General features: G+C 67.6%; 19 protein-coding genes. 7 read left to right on the top strand and 12 right to left on the bottom strand.

Annotation, left to right across the window (positions count from 1 at the left end):
- Positions 1-97: 97 nt before the first annotated feature.
- Entirely contained in the window at positions 98-1,057 is a 960-nt protein-coding gene (locus tag P3L18_RS12690) for a 4-(cytidine 5'-diphospho)-2-C-methyl-D-erythritol kinase (RefSeq protein ID WP_276114229.1), read from the bottom strand.
- Between the two features lie 31 nt (positions 1,058-1,088).
- On the bottom strand, positions 1,089-1,775 hold the full coding sequence (locus P3L18_RS12685; protein ID WP_276114228.1) for an HAD family hydrolase: 687 nt from the start codon (positions 1,773-1,775) through the stop codon (positions 1,089-1,091).
- Positions 1,776-1,918: 143 nt separating this feature from the next.
- On the opposite strand from P3L18_RS12685, the gene P3L18_RS12680 reads away from it, so the two are divergent.
- Together P3L18_RS12680 and P3L18_RS12675 are read left to right on the top strand one after the other, a co-directional pair.
- Positions 1,919-2,917, top strand: coding sequence for a TIGR03557 family F420-dependent LLM class oxidoreductase (locus P3L18_RS12680; protein ID WP_276114227.1), 999 nt, complete (start codon positions 1,919-1,921; stop codon positions 2,915-2,917).
- Between the two features lie 188 nt (positions 2,918-3,105).
- On the top strand, positions 3,106-5,235 hold the full coding sequence (locus P3L18_RS12675; RefSeq protein ID WP_276114226.1) for an AAA family ATPase: 2,130 nt from the start codon (positions 3,106-3,108) through the stop codon (positions 5,233-5,235).
- A gap of 88 nt (positions 5,236-5,323) precedes the next feature.
- Here P3L18_RS12675 and rsmA read toward each other — a convergent pair whose 3' ends face one another.
- The 4 genes from rsmA to P3L18_RS12655 all read right to left on the bottom strand — a co-directional run bounded on the left by rsmA (position 5,324) and on the right by P3L18_RS12655 (position 9,363).
- Complete coding sequence (gene rsmA, locus P3L18_RS12670; RefSeq protein ID WP_276114225.1) at positions 5,324-6,241, bottom strand: 16S rRNA (adenine(1518)-N(6)/adenine(1519)-N(6))-dimethyltransferase RsmA; 918 nt, start codon at positions 6,239-6,241, stop codon at positions 5,324-5,326.
- Positions 6,204-7,322 carry a resuscitation-promoting factor gene (locus P3L18_RS12665; protein ID WP_216354286.1) on the bottom strand — a complete coding sequence of 373 codons (1,119 nt, stop codon included), beginning with the start codon at positions 7,320-7,322 and terminating at the stop codon, positions 6,204-6,206. The genes rsmA and P3L18_RS12665 overlap by 38 nt, the downstream gene beginning before the upstream one ends.
- 143 nt (positions 7,323-7,465) lie before the next feature.
- Complete coding sequence (locus P3L18_RS12660; protein ID WP_276114308.1) at positions 7,466-8,332, bottom strand: TatD family hydrolase; 867 nt, start codon at positions 8,330-8,332, stop codon at positions 7,466-7,468.
- Positions 8,333-8,484: 152 nt separating this feature from the next.
- Positions 8,485-9,363: a PhzF family phenazine biosynthesis protein gene (locus P3L18_RS12655; RefSeq protein ID WP_079931722.1), complete on the bottom strand. Its 879-nt coding sequence runs from the start codon at positions 9,361-9,363 to the stop codon at positions 8,485-8,487.
- A gap of 106 nt (positions 9,364-9,469) precedes the next feature.
- Here P3L18_RS12655 and P3L18_RS12650 point away from each other — a divergent pair, with 106 nt between their 5' ends.
- Together P3L18_RS12650 and P3L18_RS12645 are read left to right on the top strand one after the other, a co-directional pair.
- Positions 9,470-10,180 carry a beta-phosphoglucomutase family hydrolase gene (locus tag P3L18_RS12650; protein ID WP_079931721.1) on the top strand — a complete coding sequence of 237 codons (711 nt, stop codon included), beginning with the start codon at positions 9,470-9,472 and terminating at the stop codon, positions 10,178-10,180.
- Positions 10,177-12,531 carry a glycosyl hydrolase family 65 protein gene (locus P3L18_RS12645; RefSeq protein WP_079931720.1) on the top strand — a complete coding sequence of 785 codons (2,355 nt, stop codon included), beginning with the start codon at positions 10,177-10,179 and terminating at the stop codon, positions 12,529-12,531. The genes P3L18_RS12650 and P3L18_RS12645 overlap by 4 nt, the downstream gene beginning before the upstream one ends.
- 33 nt (positions 12,532-12,564) lie before the next feature.
- Here P3L18_RS12645 and P3L18_RS12640 read toward each other — a convergent pair whose 3' ends face one another.
- Positions 12,565-13,680, bottom strand: coding sequence for an alpha/beta hydrolase (locus P3L18_RS12640; RefSeq protein ID WP_079931719.1), 1,116 nt, complete (start codon positions 13,678-13,680; stop codon positions 12,565-12,567).
- A 57-nt stretch (positions 13,681-13,737) separates the two neighbouring features.
- Complete coding sequence (locus tag P3L18_RS12635; protein ID WP_079931718.1) at positions 13,738-14,853, bottom strand: alpha/beta hydrolase; 1,116 nt, start codon at positions 14,851-14,853, stop codon at positions 13,738-13,740.
- Positions 14,854-15,104: 251 nt separating this feature from the next.
- Here P3L18_RS12635 and metG point away from each other — a divergent pair, with 251 nt between their 5' ends.
- The gene (gene metG / locus P3L18_RS12630; RefSeq protein WP_079931717.1) at positions 15,105-16,691 is read left to right on the top strand and encodes a methionine--tRNA ligase; all 1,587 of its coding nucleotides are present in this window, start codon (positions 15,105-15,107) and stop codon (positions 16,689-16,691) included.
- A 10-nt stretch (positions 16,692-16,701) separates the two neighbouring features.
- Positions 16,702-17,904: an aminodeoxychorismate synthase component I gene (locus P3L18_RS12625; RefSeq protein ID WP_079931716.1), complete on the top strand. Its 1,203-nt coding sequence runs from the start codon at positions 16,702-16,704 to the stop codon at positions 17,902-17,904.
- A 16-nt stretch (positions 17,905-17,920) separates the two neighbouring features.
- Here the strand turns inward: P3L18_RS12625 and rsmI are convergent, their stop codons facing one another.
- Positions 17,921-18,772, bottom strand: coding sequence for a 16S rRNA (cytidine(1402)-2'-O)-methyltransferase (rsmI, locus tag P3L18_RS12620; RefSeq protein ID WP_079931715.1), 852 nt, complete (start codon positions 18,770-18,772; stop codon positions 17,921-17,923).
- A gap of 109 nt (positions 18,773-18,881) precedes the next feature.
- On the opposite strand from rsmI, the gene P3L18_RS12615 reads away from it, so the two are divergent.
- Positions 18,882-20,426, top strand: coding sequence for a glycosyltransferase family 39 protein (locus tag P3L18_RS12615; RefSeq protein WP_253194180.1), 1,545 nt, complete (start codon positions 18,882-18,884; stop codon positions 20,424-20,426).
- 109 nt (positions 20,427-20,535) lie between these two features.
- Here P3L18_RS12615 and P3L18_RS12610 read toward each other — a convergent pair whose 3' ends face one another.
- Genes P3L18_RS12610 through P3L18_RS12600 form a run of 3 tightly spaced genes read right to left on the bottom strand, consistent with a single transcriptional unit; the run spans position 20,536 to position 23,962 of the window.
- Positions 20,536-22,275 (bottom strand): BCCT family transporter, encoded by a 1,740-nt coding sequence (locus P3L18_RS12610; RefSeq protein WP_276114224.1) that lies wholly within the window; start codon positions 22,273-22,275, stop codon positions 20,536-20,538.
- Positions 22,276-22,294: 19 nt separating this feature from the next.
- Positions 22,295-22,690: a GntR family transcriptional regulator gene (locus tag P3L18_RS12605; RefSeq protein WP_006369569.1), complete on the bottom strand. Its 396-nt coding sequence runs from the start codon at positions 22,688-22,690 to the stop codon at positions 22,295-22,297.
- A 6-nt stretch (positions 22,691-22,696) separates the two neighbouring features.
- Complete coding sequence (locus tag P3L18_RS12600) at positions 22,697-23,962, bottom strand: arginine deiminase (protein WP_276114223.1); 1,266 nt, start codon at positions 23,960-23,962, stop codon at positions 22,697-22,699.
- Positions 23,963-23,968: the final 6 nt, after the last annotated feature.

The raw sequence follows: 23,968 nt of genomic DNA, 5'->3' as shown, positions 1-23,968 counted from the left end.
CGACATTCGCGGTGAGTCCGAGCAAACGCCCCGGGTACACCGCGGGCGTTGGCCCGCTCGCCCCGCGTTCGTGTGCGCGGCCGTCGTGGTCGCGTGATCACTGCCCGGGCGCCTGTCGGGTCGCGCCGCTGACCGGCCCGGATGCGGTGCGTACCGAACGGGCAACACCGGCACCGGACAGCTCGGCGGCCACGGCCACCGCGGCGTCGGCGTCGGCGCACAGGAAGGCGCACGTCGGCCCCGATCCGGAGACGATGCCGTTCAACGCGCCGGCGTCGACACCGGCGCGCAGCGTGCGGCGCAGTCCCGGCCGCAGACTCAGTGCGGCCGGCTGCAGATCGTTGTGCAGCAGCGGCGCGATCTGCGTCGGCTGCCCGGTGGTCAGGGCCTGCACCAGCTCGTCGGGCCGCGGGTTGTGCACGTCGAAGGCGTCGGCGTGATCGGCGCGCAGACGGTCGAGTTCGGCGAAGACGGCGGGCGTCGACAGTCCGTCGCGCGCGAACGCCAGCACCCAGTGCAGTTCGCCGCGCGCGATCATCGGCATCAGTTGCTCACCGCGGCCGGTGCCCATGGCGGTGCCGCCCTGGACCGAGAAGGGCACGTCGCTGCCGAGACCGGCGGCGATCTCCAGGAGCTCCGCGCGCGGCAGATCGAGTTTCCACAGCGCGGCGAGGGCCACCAGGGCACCCGCGGCGTCGGCGCTACCGCCGGCCATTCCGCCGGCGACCGGGATGCGTTTGACGATCTCGATGGCCACCCGCGGATCGCGGTCGGCCCACTTGCCGAGCGCGCGGACGGCCTTGATCGCCAGGTTGTCGTCGTCGAGGGGTACGTCGGCGGCGTCGGCGCCTCGTCCGCCCTCGCGGCGCAGCGTCACCCCGAGGGCGGCGGCGCGCGCGACGGTGACGTCGTCGTACAACGAGAGCGCCTGGTAGACGGTGACGAGATCGTGGTAGCCGTCGTCGCGGAGCGGGCCGACGCCGAGGTGAAGATTCACCTTGGCGGGCACGCGCACGGAAACGGCGTCGGAGATCACCGACAGGGACGCTGGGGACACGGGTATCCAGGGTAGTGAATCGCCGTGCGAGTCACGGTTGCCAACCCCGTTCGACCAGCGCGGCGACGTCGTCGACGACCTCGATCGCGCCCGCATCGAGCAACTCCGCACCCGCGAAACCACCGGTCCGCACACCGACGCAGGCGATACCGAGTTCGTTCGCCGACGCCACGTCCCACACGCTGTCGCCAACGAGGACCGCGGTGTCACCGCCGGAACGTTCACGCGCGACCGCCAGGAGATCCGGCGCAGGCTTGGAGTTCTCGGCGTCGTCGGCGCTGGTCACGACGGCGAAATCGGAGCGCGTCAGGCCTAGGAGATCCAGCGCTGCGTCGGTGAACTCCTGCGCCCCCGACGACGCGAGCGCCACCCGATAGCCGGCATCGGCGAGCATCCGCACCAGTTCCGCCGCACGCGGCAGCGCGCGCACCTCGGGTAGCAGCTTGCGGTATTGCTGGGCCCACTCGTCGCGCAGGTCATCGCCGAGGGAGTTCTCGACGTCCGGCCCGCAGATCTCCCCCACCAGCTGATCGCCGCCCATCCCGATCGCGCGGTGGATACGCCACCATTCGGGGTACAGATCGTGCCCGGCGAAGGCGCGCTGCCACGCCAAGGCGTGCAGATGGTTCGAGTCGATGAGCGTACCGTCGACGTCGAGGAGCACGGTGTCCACAGGCGCCTCTTCGGTCGGCGTCTCTGTCCGGTCGGTGTGCGTCATCGCTGTCACTCCTGTTCCTCTTGGGTCGAGACCACGTGCCCACCATCCACCTTCGCACTGTTGGACGTCGAGCCGGTGGGACGTCGAGGTGGCGTCACTTCCGATTCGCTCGGACGTCCGCACCGATCAGAAGGAGCGCGAGCATGGCGACACGATTCGGATACACCCTCATGACCGAGCAGGCCGGACCCCGGCAGCTGGTCCGGGACGCGGTGGCCGCGGAGAAGGCGGGCTTCGATTTCGAGGTGTCCAGCGATCATTACTTCCCGTGGCTCTCGGCGCAGGGCCACGCACCGTACGCATGGACGGTGCTCGGCGCAGTGGCTCACGCGACCGAGGAGGTCGAGTTGATGACCTACGTGACCTGCCCGACGATTCGTTACCACCCGGCCATCATCGCCCAGAAGGCCGCGACCCTGCAGTTGCTCGCCGAGGGCCGGTTCATTCTCGGACTCGGTAGCGGTGAGAACCTCAACGAGCATGTCGTCGGCGCGGGGTGGCCTGCCGTCTCCGAGCGGCACGCCATGCTCGCCGAGGCGATCGAGATCATCCGAGCATTGCTCGACGGCGGTCTCGTCGATCATCGCGGCGAGTTCTTCCAGGTCGATTCGGCACGGATCTGGGATCTGCCCGACGACGGTGTACCCATCGGCGTGGCGGTGTCCGGACCCCGTTCGATCGACGAATTCGGGCCTCTTGCAGACCATCTCATCGCCGTCGAGCCGAAGGCGGACTTCATCGAGCACTGGAATGCCAATTCCGAGACCACCTCGATCGGGCAGGGCGCCGCGCTCGACCCGGCGCGCGCGATCGGCCAGATCCCGATCTGTTGGGACCCCGACCGTGACACCGCGGTGGCCCGCGCCCACGACCAGTTCCGGTGGTTCGCCGGCGGCTGGCACGTGAACGCGAACCTGCCGACCACCGCGGCGTTCGCCGGCGCCACCCAGTTCGTCACCCCCGACGACGTCGCGGCCAACATCCCCTGCGGGTCGGATCTCGACGAACTCGTCGACGGGATCCGGCCATTCGTCGACGCCGGATTCACCGACGTCGCACTCGTTCAGATCGGCGGCGAGAGCCAGGAGCGGTTCCTCGACGAGGCGGCCGGGCCGTTGCTGGAGAAGTTGCGGTCGGCCTGAGCGCTTCTCGCTGGAACCCAGTAAGAGGTAGGCCACGAAAGTACTTTTCTGTCAACGGATCTCCATTGAACACGCCCTGACCTCCGTTCCCGCGCGAAGGCCATGACTGGACTGCGAAGTCAACGTTGCATAGTCGGTGCCCGCCCTCCACAGTGGACGTCGTTGGTCGAACGACGGAAAGACGGGCAATGGCTGAGATCACCGACAGGGCAACGCAGATCGCAGAGGGACAAATCTCAGAGGGACAAATCTCAGAGGAGCAGCACGCCGTCGACGAGATGTACGCACGCCTCGACACCGAGACGATGATCGGTCTCCGAGCGCGTGAAGAGGCCCTCTCGTCGCCCATCGACGGTCCCGGAGATCGTGTCGCGCGAGACGCCGAGCTGTCACGTCTGGACAAGGTCGTCCGTCGGCTCCGGAAGGCGGAACACGCACTGTGTTTCGGGCGGATCGACGGAGCGGACCGCGGCGTACCGATGTACATCGGTCGGGTCGGGCTCCTGTCGGACTCGCACCGCACACTGCTCGTGGACTGGCGGGCCGACGCTGCTCGACCTTTCTACGCGGCGACTTCGGCGTCACCGCTCGGGGTGCGTCGGCGTCGTCACCTGCGACTACGAGACCGTAAGGTCGTCGAGCTCACCGACGAGATCCTCGATGGGACCGCACCGACCGATACCGACGTCGTCGGCGACAGCCCCCTCGTCTCCGCACTGAGTGGAGCTCGGACGGGTCGGATGCGCGAAGCGATGGCGACCTTGCAAGCCGAACAGGACGAGATCGTCAGATCCGAACACCGCGGAATCATGGTTGTCGATGGCGGCCCGGGAACGGGCAAGACGATCGTTGCCCTGCATCGGGCGGCGTATGTGCTGTACGCGTTTCCCGCGATTGCCGATCGCGGAGTATTGGTGTTCGGACCGAACAGACGATTTCTCACCTATATCTCCGACGTTCTGCCGTCCCTGGGTGAGAACGATGTCGCCCTGCGTACGACCACCGACCTGGTGGATGTCACGGTGACGCGCGCAGAGACCGATCCGATCGCACTCGCGAAGGGTTGCACGCACTTTGCCGAACTTCTCGCCGGTCGGGTCGAGGCCTCACAACCTCATGGGATACCCCTGCGATTGCGGACCGGATACGGCGCGATCGTGCTTGATCCCGCACGCGTGGATGCCGCTCGCCGCAGTGCGTTGCAGGGCGGCGTCGGCCACAACCGGGCGCGTGAGTCATTCCTCGAACAGATCGTTGATGAGGCGGTCACCGAGCTGGAAGCACAAACTGCACAGGAGATCTCGGACTTCGAGGACGAGATCCGAAGCGTACTCGGCATCGATCTCGATCGAATGTTCGCCGGCGAGGCCCGGCCCTCGGCGTATGCCGACGACGGCAGCGGGGAGCTCGAGATCGACTGGGACCGTATCCACGATGATCTCCTCGACGACGCCGAAATCACACGGGCCATCGACGAGGTCTGGCCACTCCTCACCGCCGACGACGTGGTGCGTGACGTGCTCACTGACGCCGTCTCGCTCACTCGTCACTTCCCGCGGCGCACCGACAAGGACGTCGCCTCGATCGTCGACGGCGCTCGACAAGGTTGGAGCATGGCCGATCTGGCACTCCTGGATGAGGCCCGCGCGCTCGTCGACGGGCCACCCGAGACCGTGTACGGGCACATCGTCGTCGACGAGGCGCAGCAACTCTCGCAGATGCAGTGGCGGATGCTCATGCGTCGATGCCCGAACCACTCGATGACCATCGTCGGCGACCTCGCCCAGTCGGGACCGACCACGACCATCAGCTCCTGGGGCGAGGCGCTGCACCCTTTTGTCGACGACCGCTTTGTCCACCACACTCTCACGATCAACTACCGCACCACCGCGGAGATCTTGGAAACCACCGCACCCGTCCTGGCGCGTATCGCTCCCACACAGCGGCTTTCACGCTCGATACGTCGTGGCGAGTATCCGACTACCGGCATCGTCGCGAACGATGCCGTCGACTCCGAGGTGGACGAACTGGTCGCGGCGATGCGGGCAGCGCACCCCGGGGAGCTCATCGGCATCATCACCACGGCACGGCGCGCATCGTGCTCCGACGCCGCCGCACTCGGAGACGATGTGATGGTCGTGCCGGCCGCCGACGCGCGTGGTCTGGAATTCGACACCGTGATCGTGCTCGGCGCCAACGAGATCCGGTGTGCGGACGACTCCGGTCTCCGAGATCTCTACGTGGCACAGACCCGGGCGACCAAGCGCCTGGTCATGCTCGACATCGGCGGGCCCGTTCCTGACGACGGTGCGGTCTGAGCGCTTCTCGCTGGTCGATTTCGCTCGCGCGCAACGATTTCCTTGCGCGGGAGCGAAATCGACCAGCGGAAAGCAGTACGTGGTGCGCTCAGTCGCCCGCCGGGACCTGCGCCAACCGGACGAAGTCGTCGACGTCGAGCTTCTCGCCGCGGATCTGCGGGTCGATGCCGGCGGCGCGTAGCCGACGCTCGGCCTCAGCTGCCGAGCCGGCCCACCCGGCCAGTGCCGAGCGCATCGTCTTGCGGCGCTGGGCGAAGGCGGCGTCGATGACGGCGAACACCTTCGCCCGCACCGCGGGATCGTCGGAATAGCGTGAATGTCGTTGTACGCGAACCAGTCCGGACTCCACCTTGGGTTCCGGCCAGAACACGTTGCGGCCCACCGCACCCGCCCGCGACACGTCACCGAAGTAGCGGGCCTTGACGCTCGGGACGCCGTAAATGCGGCCGCCCGGTCCGGCGGCGAGGCGGTCGGCGACCTCGGCCTGCACCATCACCAGAGCGGTCTGCAGCGTCGGGCACTGCGCGAGCAGGTGCAGCAGCACGGGCACCGCAACGTTGTAGGGCAGATTCGCCACAAGTGCGGTGGGCGCGGCGGGCAGGTCGTCGGCGAGCACCGTCATCGCGTCGGCGGTGACGACGTCGAGTGCCGCTGACCGGGTCGGCGCGTACTCCGCCACGGTGGCGGGAAGCCGTGCGGCCAGGACCGGGTCGATCTCGACGGCGATCACGCGCGAGACGGTGCCGAGCAGGGCCAGGGTCAGCGAGCCGAGACCGGGGCCGACCTCGAGCACGACGTCGTCGGCCCCGACACCGGATGCGGCGACGATACGTCGCACCGTGTTGGCGTCATGGACGAAGTTCTGCCCGAGGGTCTTGGTCGGGCGAACGCCCAGTTCGGTTGCCAGAGCCCGGATCTGAGCCGGACCGAGTAGGCGCGAATGCGCAGGCGCGTCGTCGGCGGTCAGATCAGAGCCCCAGCCGCGACGAGCAGGACGGCCACGCACCCCAGCCCTGTGCGGCCTGGGTCTTCTCGGCGATCGCGATCTGCTCCTCACGGGTGGCGAGGTCCGGGCGCGGCGCGTACTCCTGGCCGCCCCAGCGATCCCAGGTGTTCTGGTCGAACTGGATACCACCGTAGAAACCGTTGCCGGAGTTGATCGCCCAGTTACCGGTCGATTCACACTGGGCCAGCGCATCCCACACCGAACCGAACGGCACGAACGGTGCGCCCGGCTTGGTCCCGACGCGAACGGTGGCCGCGACCGGCTGGGTGAGCACGTCCTGGCTGATCTTCACGCGCTTGGTGATCTTGCCGTTGACGGTGGTCACCTCGTACTGAACCTTCGCACGGCCCGGCTTACCGGGCTTGACGACGATGCGGCGATCCTTGATCAGGGTCGGATCGTCCTGGGTGACGTCGGGAGCGTTGACGTCCTCTTCGACAGTGGTCTCGGTGGTGCGGATGCGGGTGACGTTGATGACCGTGCCGTCGGTGACCTTGGCGTCGGCGGCCGGGGTGACCTTGTCGGCGTCCTGCAACGGCGCACCGATGCCCTCGAGGGCCTCCGACACGGTGTCGGCGGGCACCGACTTGATCGAGGGCACCCCGCCGTCGATGATGACGAGCTTCTTGGGGAGCGTGACGTCGACGACCGCGCCGTTGACCGGGATCGGCCCGTTCGCGTTGAAGTTCGCCTGGTCCGCACCGTGTGAGAGCCCTTGCTGGGCGAGGAGTTGGTTCACGTTGACCGCGGTCGTCTCGACGACGCGCTTCTCGCCCTCCACGTCGAGGACGACCTGCTTCTTGCGATGGAAGGTGATCGTCTGACCGTCGGAGAACGATGAATTCGGGGACGGCGACACCATGTCGCCGCTGACCGGCTGGTAGCCCTGCGACTCGAGCAACGAGTCGACGTTCATCGTCATCGTGGCGACCTGGATCTTCTGGCCGTCGACGTCGATGGTGACGTGTTTGTGCATCGTCACGCCCATCACGCCGCCCGCGGCGACGGTGCAGAGCACGGCCCCGATGGCGATGCGGGCGCGCATCGACTCCAACGTGTGGATTCTCGCGAAAACAGACAAGGTCAAGCATCCTGATCGACGACGTGGTCATCCCCCGACACCGGCGCGAGGTGGTCGTCCCGGACGGGCCCGAGGGCCCACATCCCGAGGAACGAAACCACCGCCGAGGCGACGGATCACAATACGATAACGAGCAGGGGTGATTACCGCAAAGACAGCCGGTACACGCGTCGCGCGTTGTCACCGAGCGTCTGCGCCATCGTGTGCTCATCCGTTCGACGGACATCGGCGAGCAGCCGTGCCGAATAAGGCAGGCAATAGGACTGATTCGGCTGGCCACGGTAGGGATGCGGGGTCAGGAACGGTGCGTCGGTCTCGACGAGGATCTGCCCGTCCGGCACCAGGTGAGCTGACTCACGCAACTCGGCAGCATTGGCAAATGTCACAGTTCCAGCAAAACTCAGAAAATAGCCGCGATCTATGCATTCGCGAGCAACATTCCGGTCACCGGAGAAGCAATGCATGATCACGGCGTCCGGTGAGCCCTCGGCCGCCAGGATGTCGAGGAGGTCGTGGTCGGCCCCCCGGTTGTGGATCATCAGCGGTTTGCCGATCCGCTTGGCCAGATCGATGTGCCAGGCAAAGGCCTCCTTCTGGACCTCCGGCGACGCCGCCGACTCGGACTTGCCGGGCCAGTAGTAGTCGAGACCTGTCTCGCCGATGGCCACCACCCGCGGATCGGCGGCCATCTGTTCGAGTTCGGCGCGCGCCGCATCGTCGAGTTCGCCCGCATGGGTGGGATGCAGCGCAACCGCGGCGAACGCCCGATCGTCCCAGTGCGCGGCGTCGAGAGCCCAGCGCGCGTCGATCATGTCGTCGGCGACGGTGACGACCTGCCCGACACCGACCGTCTCGGCGTGATCGAGGATGGCCCGGACCGAGTCCGCATCCCGCCCGCCACAGGCGGCGAGATGGGTGTGCGCGTCGACCAGCCCCGGCAGGAGCTCGGGGTCCGGCGGCGGCTCCCGACGACGCCGCTTCTTGGCCGCCTTGGCGCTCTCGGCCTTCATCGAAGCGCTGTCGGCGGTGTGGTGGGCGCTGTCGGCGGTGTGGTGGGCGCTGTCGGCGGTGTGGTGGGCGCTGTCGGCGTCGGTCATGCGGCCAACTGTAGGGCTCGGCGTACCGGGGTCGGGGTTATCGGGGGTCGCGGCCACCGGTGTGCCTACAGATCGACGCTGCCGGTGATGACGGTCGTGCTCTCGCCGCCGATCCAGATGTTCTCCCCGTCGTCAGTGACGTGCACGCGTCCGGACCGGCCGAGCACGGTTCCCTGAGCAGCCACATAGGACGACGGCGCCAAACCGGCGCCGCGCAGCCACATCGCGATGCCGGCGTTGAGACTGCCGGTGACCGGGTCCTCGGGGATGCCGTCGCCGGGTGCGAACGCGCGGACCTCGAACATCACATCGGCTCCGGGGGCGGTCGCCTCGGTGTGGGCGCCGACGAGCCCCACCTCATGGTCGCCGAGGGCGGCGAAGTCGGGGGTCACTTCGAGCACGCGCTGCGCCGAATCGAGCTGCAACACCATCCACCGCGGCCCGTTGATCACCCATTCGGCGGCGAGTACGTGCTGCGGGTCCACGCCGAGGGCGGCGGTCACCTCGGCGCGGGTGTCGTCGGCGACGGGCCCGGAACGGCTCAGCGGCGGCGCGGCGAAGGCGAGGCGACCGTCGGTCCGTCGGATGCGGACCAGCCCGACACCGCACTCCTGCACGATGTCGTCGCCCGCGGCGACACCCCCGGCGGCGAGCCACGCATGCGCCGACCCCAGCGTCGGATGCCCGGCGAAAGGCATCTCCGAGCCGGGAGTGAAGATCCGCAGCCGGTAGTCGGCGTCCGCGTCGGTCGGCGGCAGCAGGAACGTGGTTTCCGACAGATTGGTCCATCGCGCGAACGCCGCCATCTGTTCGTCACCGATGCCGTCGGCGTCCACGACCACCGCCACCGGATTGCCGGAGACCGGTTGGGACGCGAAGACATCGACCTGGGCGAAGCGTCGGGACTGTACGACATCACGAGACATGGCCTCATGGTTCATCATTCGCGTCGCACGCGTCCACACATTTGTGCACCTGCGCGACACCCCGCGGATCCGCGTCGCTCGCATAGCGCGCCCCAGCCGCCACAGACGGGTAGCGTGGCCACTCGTGTTGGGTTTGCCAGATGACGTCACCGTCGCGCTCTTCGACCTCGACGGTGTCCTCACGAGTACCGCCGTCCTGCATCGCCACGCGTGGAAGGCGGCGTTCGATGCCTACCTTCGTCAGCGCGACGGCGAGGGGTTCACGCCGTTCACCGAGCAGGACTACCTCGACCATGTCGACGGCCGTCCGCGCGACGACGGTGTGCGTGCCTTCCTCGCCAGCCGCGGTATCGACGACGTCGACGACGCCACCGTCGAGGCGATCGGCAGCGGGAAGAACGAGATGTTCCTCGCCAGCCTCGAACGCGATGGGGTGAACCCGTATCCGGGATCGGTGCGCTATCTGCAGGCCGCGAAGGATGCCGGTCTGCGGATCGCGGTGGTGACCTCGTCGAAGAATGGCGCCGCGGTGCTCGACGCCGCCGATCTGTCGGAGTTCGTGGAGGTTCGCGTGGACGGTCTCGAGACGGCCGCCGCGGGCCTGCGCGGCAAACCCGCCCCCGATTCGTATCTTCTCGGAGCACAGCGGATGGGCGTCGAGCCCGCAGCCGCCGCGGTCTTCGAGGATGCGATCTCCGGAGTCCAGGCCGGTGCCGCCGGTCATTTCGGCTACGTCGTCGGTATCGACCGGGTCGGCGGCACCCAGGCCGCGTCGATGACCGCGGCCGGGGCGTCCATCGTCGTCAACGATCTCGAGGAGTTACTCCCCGCATGAGCACCTCCGACAACGCCTACGGATTCGACGTCCACCCATGGCAATTGCGCTGGCGCGGACTCGACATCGACATGCTCGGGCGCACCGAGACCCTCTTCGCGCTGTCCAACGGACACATCGGGTTGCGCGGCACCTTCGAGGAGGGTGAGCCGGTTGATCACCCGGGCACCTACCTCAACGGCTTCTACGAGCAGCGCGGTCTGCCGTACGCCGAAAGTGGTTACGGTTACCCCGAATCCGGGCAGACCGTGGTCAACGTCACCGACGGTAAAATCATCCGGCTGCTCGTCGAGGACGAGCCGATGGACCTGCGTTACGGTCGCACCGAGGAGCACGAGCGTGTGCTCGACTTCCGCACCGGCACGCTGCGGCGCAGCACCCTGTGGACCTCACCGACCGGTCGCACGGTACGCATCAAGTCCGAGCGGCTGGTGTCGTTCACCAAGCGCACCATCGCCGCGATCCACTACGAGGTGGAGCCGGTCGGCGAGGACATGAAGCTGGTGCTGCAGTCGGATCTGCTTGCCAACGAACCGATTCCGACGCCGGGCAACGATCCGCGTCTGGCGGCAGCACTCGATCAGCCGCTGGTCTCGGATCTCGCGACCTGCCGCAACTACTGGGGCATCCTGGTCCACCACACCAAGCGCTCGGGCCTGCACATGGCCGCCGGCATGGATCACCAGATCGAATTCCCGGATCGCGCAGACACTTTCATTCGCGCCGACGGCGACCTCGCGCGACTGACGGTGGCCGCCAACGTCCCCGAGGGCACCCGGCTGAGCCTGACCAAATACATCGGCTACGGCTGGTCGGCGCGGCGATCGGTACCCGCACTGCGCGCACAGGTCGACGCCGCGCTGGCGATGGCGATGGAAACCGGCTGGGACTCACTCAAAGCCAATCAGGCCGCCTACCTCGAGGACTTCTGGCGCGACGCCGACATCGAGCTCGACGGCGATCCCGAACTGCAGCAGGCGATCCGGTTCGCCTTGTTCCACGTGCTCCAGGCGGGCGCGCGCGGCCAGTCGCGCGCGATCCCGGCCAAGGGACTCACCGGCCCCGGCTACGACGGCCACACCTTCTGGGACACCGAAAGTTTCATCCTGCCGATGCTGACGTACACGGTGCCCGCGGCGGCCGGCGAGGAGTTGCGCTGGCGCCACGCCACCATGGACAAGGCCAAGGCGCGTGCCGCCGAACTCGCCCAGCGCGGCGCGATGTTCCCCTGGCGCTCGATCAACGGTGACGAGTGTTCGGGCTACTGGCCCGCGGGTACCGCGGGCGTGCACGTGAGCGCCGACATCGCCAACGCGACCGGCCGATACCTGCGCGCCACCCACGATGAGCAGTTCGAAACCGAATGCGGCGTCGAGATCCTCGTCGAGACCGCCCGCCTGTTCGCCGGCCTCGGACATCACGACGTCAACGGGCACTTCCGGATCGACGGCATCACCGGACCCGACGAGTACACCGCCGTGGTCAACAACAACATCTTCACCAATCTCGCTGCACAACAAAACCTTCGGGATGCGGTGGCCGCGGTGCACCGGCGTCCGGACCTGGCTCAGCAGTTCGGCGTCACCAACGCCGAGTCGGCGCACTGGGAGGCCTGCGCCGACGACATGGTGATGCCCTACGACGAGGCACTCGGTGTGCACCAGCAGTGCGAGGCGTTCACCCTGTTGGGCGCATGGGATTTCGAGGCTTCACGCGGCAAATACCCACTGCTGCTGAACTATCCGTACTACGAGCTGTACCGCAAGCAGGTCGTCAAACAGGCCGACCTGGTGTTCGCCATGTACCTGTTCGGCGAGAGTTTCACCCCGGAACAGAAACTGCGGAACTTCGACTACTACTACCCACTGACGGTGCGGGATTCGTCGTTGTCGGCGTGTTGTGAGGCGGTCACCGCCGCCGAGGTCGGCTACCCCGACCTCTCCTACGATCTGCTCGTCGAATCGGTGTTCACCGATCTGCACGATCTGCACGACAACGTGGCGAGCGGTCTGCACATCGCGGCGCTGGCCGGAGCGTGGATGGATTGTGTGGCCGGGTTCGGCGGCATGCGCGACTTCGGTGGCAACATCACGTTCGCGCCGAGACTGCCGACACGACTGGACTACCTGTCGTTCCGGATGACGGTGCGCGACTCCAAGATGCTGGTCGCCATCGACAAGAGCTCGGCGACGTATCGCCTGCTCTCGGGACCCGACATCGACCTCGCGCATCACGGTGACAAGTTCACCCTCACCGAGGGCACACCGGTCACCATGTCGATCCCGGAGATCGCCCTGCGTGAGCCGCCCAAGGCCCCGCCTGGATGCGAGCCCTACCGCCGTCAGATGTGAGATCCCGGGCGGCCACCGATCTTGGCGTTACCGTCAGTGCGTCTGGGCCGCTTGCGGATCCGAGATGACGTAGCGGTCGGCGAGTTCGCCGAGTTCACGCAGCACCCGCTTGGACGACTCCGCCCACGGCATGAGGATCGGGAAGACGTGGAACATGCCACGCTCCTCCCTCCCCGTCACCGGTACCCCCGCGGCTTCCAGGTTCTCGACGAACTGCCGGATGCCGTCACGGAACATCTCCACCTCGCCCCAGCAGACGAACGTCGCCGGGAACCACTCCGGGTCGGGATGGCCGTACACGGCCGAGACCCGGTCGTCATTGGGCTGCACCCCGCGCAGGTACGGCGCGACCGGGATACTCCACGGCAGGATGTCGTACGGCGCGTTCTCGACGATCGAATCGTGGTCGAGATCGAGGTCGATCTCCGGTGAGAACAGGGCCAGCGCAGCTGGTTTGGGGAGGTCGTGATCGCGCAGGTAGGCCACCAGCGAGGTGGCGAGCCCGCCACCGCCGGAGTCCCCGGCGACCACCAGATGCGCAGGGTCGACCCCTCGCTCGAGCAGCCCGCGGTAGACGTCGGCGGCGTCGTGCACGCCGGCGGGGAACGGGAATTCCGGCGCCATCCGGTAGTCGGCGATGAAGATCTCGAACCCGGTGAGGCGGACGAGGGCGGCGGCGAAGGCGGCGTACATCATCGGTGAGGTGCCGATGTAGCCGCCGCCGTGCAGATACAGCATGGTGCCGTCGATGGCCTTCTTCTGCTCGGCGTCGTCGACATAGGAGTCGGTGGAATCCTTGGCGCGACACCAGATCCCCGGTATCCCGGCGACCTCGTCGGCGACGATCTCGACCTTGCCGGCCAGACCGACGACCGGCGGGAGCACGATCTTGCAGATGTCGTCGATGAATTTCTCCATCGAACGGAACTCCTCGATCGGCAGGCCCATCGAATAGCCCATGAACGCGCGGATCGTCTGTCGGGTCACCGACTGTCCGAGGTTGTCCAGGAGGCCACCGGGACCGCTCCACGGCTTCTGGAACGGAACCCGGGCGAGTCCGTTGAGCATGCTCTCGGCCAGACCCACCACGGCCAGCGCGCTCACGGGTCCGGATGCGGTCGCTACCTCGGGACGATCAGCCATCACCATGCGGCCAGCCTAGGCGCCGGGGGCGCGGAAGCGCTTGTCGGTCGCCTGGAGCGCTCGTCAGTGGGTGGGTGCGGCGGCCGGGTCCGGGGTGACGTGACGGTCGACGAACTCGTCGAGTTCGCGGTACACCTCGTGCGAGCTCTCCGCCCACGGCATCAGGATCGGGAAGACGTGGAACATGCCGCGTTCCTCCAGCGACATGACCTCGATGTCGGCGGCGCGCAGCGTCTCCACGAATTCGCGGATGGGATCACGGAACATCTCGTCGGCACCCCACGTCACGAAGGTCGGCGGGAACCATTGCGCGTCCGGTTCGGCTTTCGTCATCGACACGCGCGTGTCATCGGGTGAGACGCCGTGCAGATACGGCGTGACGGGCACGTTCCACGGCAGGATGTCGGTCTTGGCGTTGTCGGTGATCGACGGGTGGTCGAGATCGAGATCGACCTCCGGGGAGAACAGCGCCAGAGCCGCCGGGCGCGGCGACCCGATCTCCGACAGGTAGGTGACCAGCGAGGTCGCCAACCCGCCGCCGCCCGAATCACCGGCGATGACGAGGTGATCGGCGTCGACGCCGCGCTCGAGCAGTCCGCGATAGACATCGGCGGCGTCGTGCACGCCGGCGGGGAACGGGAACTCCGGCGCCATCCGGTAGTCGGCGATGAAGACCTCGCAGCCAGTGCCGCTGCACAGGGATGCGGCGAAGGCCGAGTACATCATCGGGGTGGTCCCGATGTAGCCGCCGCCGTGCAGGTAGAGGATGGTGCCGTCGATGGTCTTCTTCTGCGCGTCGTCGTCGACGAAGGCATCCGAACTCGACCGCGACCGCACCCACAGTCCGGGCACCCCGTTGATCTCGTCGTCGGTGACCTCGACGTCGTCGGTGAGGTGGATGAACGGTGGGATGACCGTCCGGCACAGTTCGTCGAGCACCTTCTCCATCGACCGGAACTCCTCGATGGGCAGGCCGACGATGTAGCCCATGAACGAGCGCACGGCCTGACGCGTGACCGACTGCCCCACGTTGTCGAGTAGTCCGCCCGGCCCCTGCCAGAACCGGCGGAACGGCACGCGGGCCAGGCCGTTGAGCATGCTGTCGGCCAAACCGACCATGGTCAACGCGGTCACCGGCGCCGATGCGGTTGCGACCCCGGGACGATCAGCCATCACCATGGGGCCAGGGTATCGGGTGATGTCCGAATCGGCCCCGCATCCGCGGCCGGACGCCCGGCCGTACGAATACAACTTCCACGGAATCGGGCGAAAACAGCCGAAAATCGGGGTCGGTACCCCGCTGCGGTGGAAGCTGTATTCGTACACCGCGTACCAGCCACCGGGAGCAGCGGGATTCGCCGACGTCCGCGCTGACCAGAGCGTGACGGGGTGGGCTGTGGCTGGGAGCGACCCCGTATCCTGTCATCACTATGCCCAGTGACCTGACCAGCACCGACGCCCCCACCTCCGACGCGACCGCCTCGCACGGAGCGGGCCGCCCGTACTACCTCACCACCGCGATCGCCTACCCCAACGGCGCACCGCACATCGGGCACGCCTACGAGTACATCTCCGCCGACGCGCTGGCCCGGTTCAAGCGGCTCGACGGCTTCGACGTGCGCTTCCTCACCGGCACCGATGTGCACGGGCAGAAGATGCAGCAGACCGCGGAGAAGGAGGGCATCCCGACCGCAGAGCTCGCCAACCGCAACTCCGACCGGTTTCAGGAGCTGCAGGATCGTCTCGGTTCGAGTTATCACCGTTTCATCCGGACCTCCGACGAGGATCACAAACGGGCATCGGCGGCGATCTGGCAGCGCATGGTCGACGCCGGCGACATCTACCTCGACACGTACTCCGGCTGGTACGACGTGCGCGACGAGATGTTCTACGCCGAGGGCGACACCGAGGTCGACGACGCCGGGCAGCGCGTGGCCACCGACACCCGTCACGTCCTGACCTGGACCGAGGAGCAGAGCTTCTTCTTCCGGCTGTCGGCGTATCAGGACAAGTTGCTCGATCTCTACGAGAGCCACCCGGAGTTCGTCGGGCCCGACGTGCGGCGCAATGAGGTGGTGAGCTTCGTCAAGGGTGGGCTGACCGATCTGTCGGTGTCGCGCACCACCTTTGACTGGGGTGTGCCGGTGCCCGGGCATCCCGATCACGTCATGTACGTATGGGTCGACGCGCTGACCAACTATCTGACGGGTGCGGGTTTTCCCGACGACGAGGCCACTTACGAACGGTATTGGCCGGCCGATCTGCACATCATCGGCAAGGACATCATCCGCTTCCACTGCGTGTACTGGCCGGCGTTCCTGATGAGCGCAGGCCTGCCGCTGCCCAAACGTGTGTTCGCCCACGGCTTCTTGTTCAACCGCGGCGAGAAGATGAGCAAGTCCGTCGGCAACGTCGTCGACCCGGACAACCTCATCGACGAGTTCGGTCTCGATCCGGTGCGGTACTTCTTCCTGCGCGAGGTGTCCTACGGGCAGGACGGGTCGTACTCGGCGGAAGCGATCGTGTCGCGGATCAACGCCGACCTGGCCAACGAGTTCGGCAACCTCGCCCAGCGCACCCTGTCGATGATCGGCAAGTACTTCGACGGCGCGGTGCCGGCTCCGGCCGAGTTCACCGAGGACGATCGGCGATTACTCACGGCCACAGACGAATTGCTTCCGAAGATGCGTGAGCACTTCGACGCCCAGGCGATTCATCTCGGTCTCGAGACGTTGTGGACGACGCTGGCCGAGACCAACCGCTACATCTCCGCACAGGAACCGTGGAAACTGGCCAAGACCGATCTGGCGCGCACCGGCACCGTGCTCTACGTGTGCGCCGAGGTCGTGCGTGTGGTGGCCCTGTTGGCCCAGCCGGTCATGCCGACGGCCTGCGGCACACTGCTCGATCTGCTGCGCGTCGACGACCACCGCGACTTCGCGGCCGTCGCCCAGCGACTGGTGCCGGGAACCGAACTGCCCAAGCCCGCACCGGTCTTCCCTCGTTACGAGGCGTGATCGTTCCGGCATGACGGCCACCGCGCTCGACGTCCTGCGGTCGTTGCAGCATTCCGCGACGAAACAGGGCGTGCCCGGTCCGGCGGCACTCATCGGCGACTGGTGGGATGCCGACGCGGTGATCGCGCCGTCGATCGAGATTCGCGCCGGGTCGGCTCCAGCCGACCGCACCGACCGATTCTGGTTGGGCTACTGCGGTTTCGACGGTTCGCACGCGCCCGCGGCCACGCTGCCGTCGTGTGCGGGCGGACTCACCGAACGTCTGCTGGTACTGCGCAGCGGGCAGTGGCGACACGTGTCGGTGGATGGCTCACCGCAGCCCGACTGGGTGACCCGGGCGATGGACGACGCCGCGCTGGGGCGGGTCGGCGGGAACCCGCTGCCGTCGGGGTCGTTGTGGTCGGGGTCGCGGTGGTCGGCACGATGGATGCCACCGGACCACGCCCACCACGTCGAGGCCATCGAGAAGTGTCTGGAGGCGATCCGCGCCGGCGACATCTACCAGGCGTGCGTGTGTACCCGCTTCACCGGCCACCTCGAGGGGTCGGCACTGGAGTTCTATCTCGACCTCACCGGCGCGACACGTCCGGCCAAATCGGCCTTCCTGCAAGGCGAGTGGGGTGCGGTCGCGAGTTTCTCACCGGAGACGTTCCTGCGCCGGACCGGCAACATCGTCTCGTCGTCGCCGATCAAGGGCACCATCGCCGCCGACGCCGACCCGAGCGTGTTGTCGGCGTCGACGAAGGACATCGCCGAGAACATCATGATCGTCGACCTCGTCCGCAACGACCTCGGGCGCGTCGCGGTCACCGGATCGGTGCGAGTCGCCGACCTTCTCACCGTCGTCCCGGCACCCGGTGTGTGGCACCTGGTGTCGCGGGTGGAGGCGATCGTGGCGCCCGACGTCGGCAATTCCCGACTCCTCGACGCCACCTGGCCACCGGCCTCGGTCACCGGCACCCCGAAACTACGGGCGCGCGGACTGCTCGCGGAATGGGAATCGTCGCCGCGCGGAGTGTATTGCGGCGCAGTCGGTCTCGCCGGACCCGACGCGCTCCTGGATCTCAACGTCGCCATCCGCACCGTCGAGATATCCCCCGGCGGCGGGCTGGAGCTCGGCGTCGGCGGCGGCATCACCATCGACTCCGATCCCGAACGTGAATGGCAGGAGTGCCTGGACAAGGCGGCCAGCATCATCTCCGCACAGGCCTGACGCCACGAGTCGCCGGTCAGTCCACCGATCGTGCCGCCAGCACCGCCTCGTACACATCGCGTCGAGAGGCGTTGGTGCCCTTGACGACCTGCGCGCACGCGTCTTTCAAACGCATTCCGTCGTCGGCGAGTGCCGTTGCACGGGTGACGAGTTCGTCGAGGTCGGGTTCGCCGGCAACGGCACCGGCGAGCACCACGGTGATCTCCCCTCTGATCCCGTCGGCGGCCCACGCGGCCAGTTCGGCGAGCGTTCCGCGCCGCACTTCCTCGTAGGTCTTGGTCAGCTCACGGCACACCGCCGCCCGACGCTCCGGGCCGAGGACCTCGACGGCGTCGGCGAGACAGTCGGCGAGTCGGTGCGGCGATTCGAAGAACACGGCGCTGCGTGATTCGTCGCGCAGCACGCCCAGCCAGTCGCGGCGCGCCCCGGACTTGCGGGGTGCGAACCCCTCGAAGCAGAACCGTTCCGACGGCATCCCCGACACCGCCAGCGCGGTGGTGACCGCCGACGGCCCGGGCAGTGCGGTCACCCGCAGTCCGGCGTCGGCGCAGGCCACGACGATGCGATAGCCGGGGTCGCTGACCGACGGCATGCCGGCGTCGGTGATCAGCAGTACCGTGGCGCCGGCGGCGATGGCCTCCACGAGGCGCGGTGTGCGGGCGGCCTCGACCTGGTCGTAGTAACTGATGAGTTCACCGGCGATGGTCACCTCCAGCCCGGCGGCCAGGGCGCGGGCGCGGCGGGTGTCCTCGGCGGCGACGATGTCGGCGGTGCGCAGGGCCTCGACCAGGCGAGGTGACGCGTCGTCGTATCGGCCCATCGGGGTGGCCGCGAGCACCAGGGCACCCGTCGGCGACGGCGAAGTCATCCCGCAAGCCTACGGCCTGGCCGGTCGCCGTCCGGCGACCATTACGATCGGACGAGTGACCCTCACCGCCGGCGACGTCGCCCAGCGCGACCGACACCTCAGCGCCGAGATCACGGCGTCGGCGCACCCGACCGCGCCACGGCCCGGTCCGGAGATCCCGACCCCTCTGTTCGGCGCTCCCGACCGCGTTCGCGGACTGATCGTCGGCCTGGTCATCACGTTGCTCGCGACGATCACACGCTTCTGGTCGCTGAACACGCCGACCGACGACGGCACCCCGATCTTTGACGAGAAGCATTACGTCCCGCAGGGCTGGCAGGTCCTCACCGGCGGCAATTGGATCGAGGACAACCCGGCCTACGGGCTGGTCGTGCATCCACCGGTCGGCAAATGGCTGCTCGCCGCCGGCGAGGCCATGTTCGGTTACACCCCGCTCGGGTGGCGGGTGATCTCGGCGCTGTCGGGCATCGCGATCGTGGTGATGATCTACCTCGTCGTGCGACGCATGACCCGATCCACCCTGATCGGCGCGATCGCCGGGATCTTCGCGATCTGCGACGGCGTGCTCGTCGTCCAGTCACGGCTGGGCATGCTCGACATCTTCCAGGCACTGTTCGTCGTGGCGACCTTCACCGCGCTGATCGCCGACCGCGACCAGGTGCGGGCACGCATGCACAAGGTGTATCTGGAAGGCCGCATCCACGATTCGGTGTTCGGGCCGCGCCTGGGCTTTCGCTGGTATCGCTTCACCGCGGGCGTCATGCTCGGGCTGACCTGCGGTACCAAATGGTCGGGGATCTACTACATCATCTTCTTCGGGCTGCTCTCGGTGGGCTTCGACGTCGCCGCCCGCAAGGCCTATCACGTGCAGCGCCCCTGGCTGGGCACGCTGCGTCGCGACGTCTTCCCGGCGGGCATGAGCCTTGCCGTGATGCCGATCGCCATCTACCTGGCGACGTTCATCCCGTGGTTCTCCAGTGAGACGTCGGTGTACCGCTATCAGGTCGGCAACACCATCGGCACCGGTGGCACATGGTCGTGGTTGCCCGGCGCGTGGCGCTCACTCTGGTACTACGAGGCCGGTGTCCTGAGCTTCCACGAGCATCTCACCAACTCGGCGGGCAACCACCACCCGTGGGAATCCAAACCGTGGACGTGGCCGATGAGCCTGCGGCCCATGCTCTATGCCCTGGAGAACGGACCCGACCAATGCGGCGGCGGCGAATGTGTCCGCGCGCAGATGCTCATCGGCTCACCGGCGATGTGGTGGTTGTCGGTGCCGATGCTCCTCTGGGGCATGTGGTCGTGGTTCGTGCGACGCGACTGGCGCTACGCCGCGGTCGTCACCGCCTACGCCGCCGGCTACCTGCCGTGGTTCATCGAACTCGACCGTCAGATGTACTTCTTCTACGCGACCGTGCTCGCGCCGTTCCTGGTGATGGGATTGGCCCTGGCCTGCGGGGACATCCTGCGCGGATCGCGACGCGCCGTGCCGGGCACCCGACCGGAGAGGCAGGCGCTCGCGGTCATCGTCGTCGCCCTCTATGTGGGGCTCGTCGTCGCCAACTTCGTCTGGCTGTGGCCGATCCTGACCGCCTCCCCCATCTCGCCGACGATGTGGCGGCAGGAGATCTGGTTGCCCAGCTGGGGCTGATACCCGATCGACGCGATCAAGCGCACGGTCGACGGGATACAGCGCACGGTCGACGCGAATGGGCGCCCGATCGACGCGACAGGGCGCCCACTCGACGGTTGTTGCCGGGCTACTCGGTGCGCGGTGTCGCGCCCGCCCCGTCCGAAACCTGCCCGTCCGAAACGCGACCGTCCGGAACCTGCCCGTCCGGGCTCGCCACGATCGGCGTGGTACCGGCGACCGGCATCTCACCGGTGCTGATCACCTCGGCCTGTTTGCGGATGTGGTCGTCGACCTGTCCGGCGAGGATCTGACGCGACACGATCAGCGGGTCACGCCGCAGATCCATGTACAGCGAGACGCACATGCCGATCATCACCAGGACGAACGGCAGCGCGGCGATGATCGCCATCTGCTTGATGCCGTTGAGGGCTTCGTGGTCGGGGTCGTCGCCGCCCATCGCGAGCAGCAACGCGGCGACGGCACCGGTCAGCACACCCCAGAACACGGTCGTCACCCGGCGTGGCTCGTGGGTGCCGCGCTCGGAGAGCGTACCCATCACCAGTGACGCCGAGTCGGCGCCGGACACGAAGAAGATCGCGACGAGGATCATCACCAGCGCCGAGGCGATACCCGTCCACGGCAGGTTGGCCAGCACATCGAACAGGGTGTCCTCGCTGGCGGCGGTGGCCGGGTCGAACGGCAGCACGCCGTCCATGTTCTCCCGGATCGCGGTGCCGCCGAAAATGCAGAACCACAGCAACGACACCACCACCGGCACCACCATGACGCCGATGACGAATTCGCGGATCGTCCGGCCCTTGGAGATCTTGGCCAGGAACATCCCGACGAACGGGGTCCACGACACCCACCACGCCCAGTAGAAGATCGTCCAGTCGGCCAGCCACTGCTGACCGTCGGCGTCGACGGTGGCGCCCGAGCGCGCCGAGAAGAACGGCAGATCGTTGAGATAGGCGCCGAGGGTGGTCGGCAGCAGATCGAGGATGAAGACGGTGGGGCCGACCACGAAGACGAAGACCGCGAGGATCAGCGCCAACACCATGTTGATGTTGGACAGCCACTGGATGCCCTTGGCGATCCCCGACACCGCCGACGCCACGAAGCACGCGGTGAGGATCGCGACGATCGCCACCAACAGCATGGTGCCCGGATTGTCGAGCCAGCCGACCTTGCTGATCCCCGAACCGATCTGCAGCGCACCGAGTCCCAGCGAGGCGACGGTCCCGAACAGGGTCGCGAAGATCGCGAGGATGTCGATGATCTTGCCGATCGGTCCGTTGGTCCGCGACCCCAGCAGCGGGGCGAACACCGAGCTGATCAACTGGGTACGCCCACATCGGTAGGTGCCGTAGGCGATCGCCAGCCCGACCACCGCGTACATCGCCCACGGGTGAAAACCCCAGTGGAACATGGTCGTTGCCATGGCGGTGCGCACGTCGGCGGCGGTCATCTCCGGTGGCGCGTCGACGAAGTGGAACAGCGGCTCATACGAGCCGAAGAACATCAGGCCGATGCCCATGCCGGCGCTGAACATCATCGCGATCCAGCTGACCGTGCGGTATTCGGGCTTCTCGTCGTCGGCTCCGAGCGGGATGCGACCGTACTTGCTGACCGCGAGATAGACCGCGAAGATCACGAATCCGGTGGCCGCCAACACGAACAGCCAGCCGAGATTGGTGGTGATCCATCCGAGGACGGTGTCGCTGACCGTGTTGAGGCTGTCGGGGCCGATCAGCCCCCAGGCGACGAAACCGATGACGATCGCGGCAGTGACCCCGAACACCGTCGGATCCAACGAGACTCGCGTTACGGTTGCGGGTTTTTGGGCTTTTTGCACCAATTCACACAAGCAACAATCTTGGCGAACTTCAACTCCAGCCGAGAGCGCGCCGCAGCATGTCAAGGATCGCCGCGTCGTCGAACCCCAGCTCACGCAGGCTTTTCACATGCTCGACGGTGGTGTTCTGGGCGGCCGCGAGCCGGGCGTCGGGGCCGGCCTTGATGAACGATCCGTGACGTCCGCGGGTCTCGATGATGCCGCCCGCCTCGAGTTCGCGGTAGCTGCGGGCAACGGTGTTGGGCGCGAGGCGCAGATCCGACGCCAGTGCCCGGACCGTCGGAATCCGCGCCCCCACCAAGATCTTTCCCGACCCGATGAGCTCGATCACGCCCAACCGGATCTGTTCGTAGGGCGGGCGCGCGGCGGTGGGATCGATGCGCAGCAGCCCGGCGAGGTGGATGGGCACGTTGGGGTCGGTGGTCACGGGGCCTCAGATCTCGTCACGTGCGAGCGGGCAGGCCATGCAGCGCGGGCCACCACGCCCCGCGTCGAGTTCGGAACCGTCGATCTCGATGACCTCGATGCCCGACTCCCGCAGCCGTCGGTTGGTGTCGGAGTTGTGGCGGTAGGACACGACGACGCCGGGCTCGACGGCGAGGGTGTTGCTGCTGTCGTTCCACTGACCGGGATCGGCCACCCCGGTGGCGAGGTCGGGTTCGATCAGCGTGATGCGGTCCCGGCCCATCGCCTCGGCCGCGGCGTCGGCGAACGGACGCGCCTGCGACACGCTCACCCCGCCCGTGCCGTCGTCGCGAACGGCAAAGGCGGACATGCCTTCTGCCATCACCGGGTGCACCAGGAACTTCTCGGTGTCGACCATGGTGCACATCGTTCCCAGGTGCATGAACACCCCGGTCCGCTCGATCGGGATCGCGAGGACGGTGTGGGCGAGGGCATCGGCGAACAGGCTCTGGGCCAGTGCCTCCGCGCCGGCCGGGGTGGTGCGCTCCCCCACCCCGACCGCCACGACACCCGGGGCGAGCAGCAGGACGTCGCCGCCCTCGACCGGTGCCACCCGGGACTCGTAGGCGCGACGCGCCCCCAGGAACCGCGGGTGGTGGGCGTAGATCAGGTCGACGAGCGACGCCTCGCGGGCCCGCGCCCGACGCGCCAGCGACGAGATCGCGAACCGCGAACCCACCCAGAACGAGCTGTCGCGGCTGTAGAGCAGATTGGGCAGCGGTTCGATCGCGAACTCGTCGTCGTGATGCATCTGCCGCACCAGCGACGACGACGTCGATACGTTGATGTCGGGCAGTTCGCCGAAGGTGATCCCGCCGGTGAGGACGCGGGCGAGATCGGCGGCCGGCAGCGCGCGCAGATGGCGGCTGAGCTCGTCGACGAGGTGCGGGCCGAGCCTGCGCACCCCGACGGCCGCCGAGATGCCCTGGATGCGTGCGGCCCCACTGTGTTCGATCGCCTCGGTGAGCAGATCGCCGAGTAACAGCACCTCGACGCCGCGGTCGCGCAGCGCGCCGGCGAAGGCGTCGTGCTCGTCGCGGGCGCGTGTGAGGTCGGGAACCCGGGCGAAGAGGTAGTCGGCGTCGTTCGCGGTGGTCAGCCGCGCCAGCTCCGGGCCGGGGCGATGCATGATCACCGCACGCAGTCGGCCCACCTCGGTGGTGCATCCCAGGACGGACGGGCCGGCCGCGACAGAGGCGTCGGGGTGCGCGGGGGATTCGGGGGTCCTCGCCATGCCCTC

This window comes from Gordonia sp. N1V, from assembly GCF_029269935.1.
In the GTDB taxonomy this organism is placed as follows: domain Bacteria; phylum Actinomycetota; class Actinomycetes; order Mycobacteriales; family Mycobacteriaceae; genus Gordonia; species Gordonia polyisoprenivorans.
The sequence above is the reverse complement of the archived record's forward strand: the minus strand, read 5'-3'. Positions and strand labels throughout refer to the sequence as shown.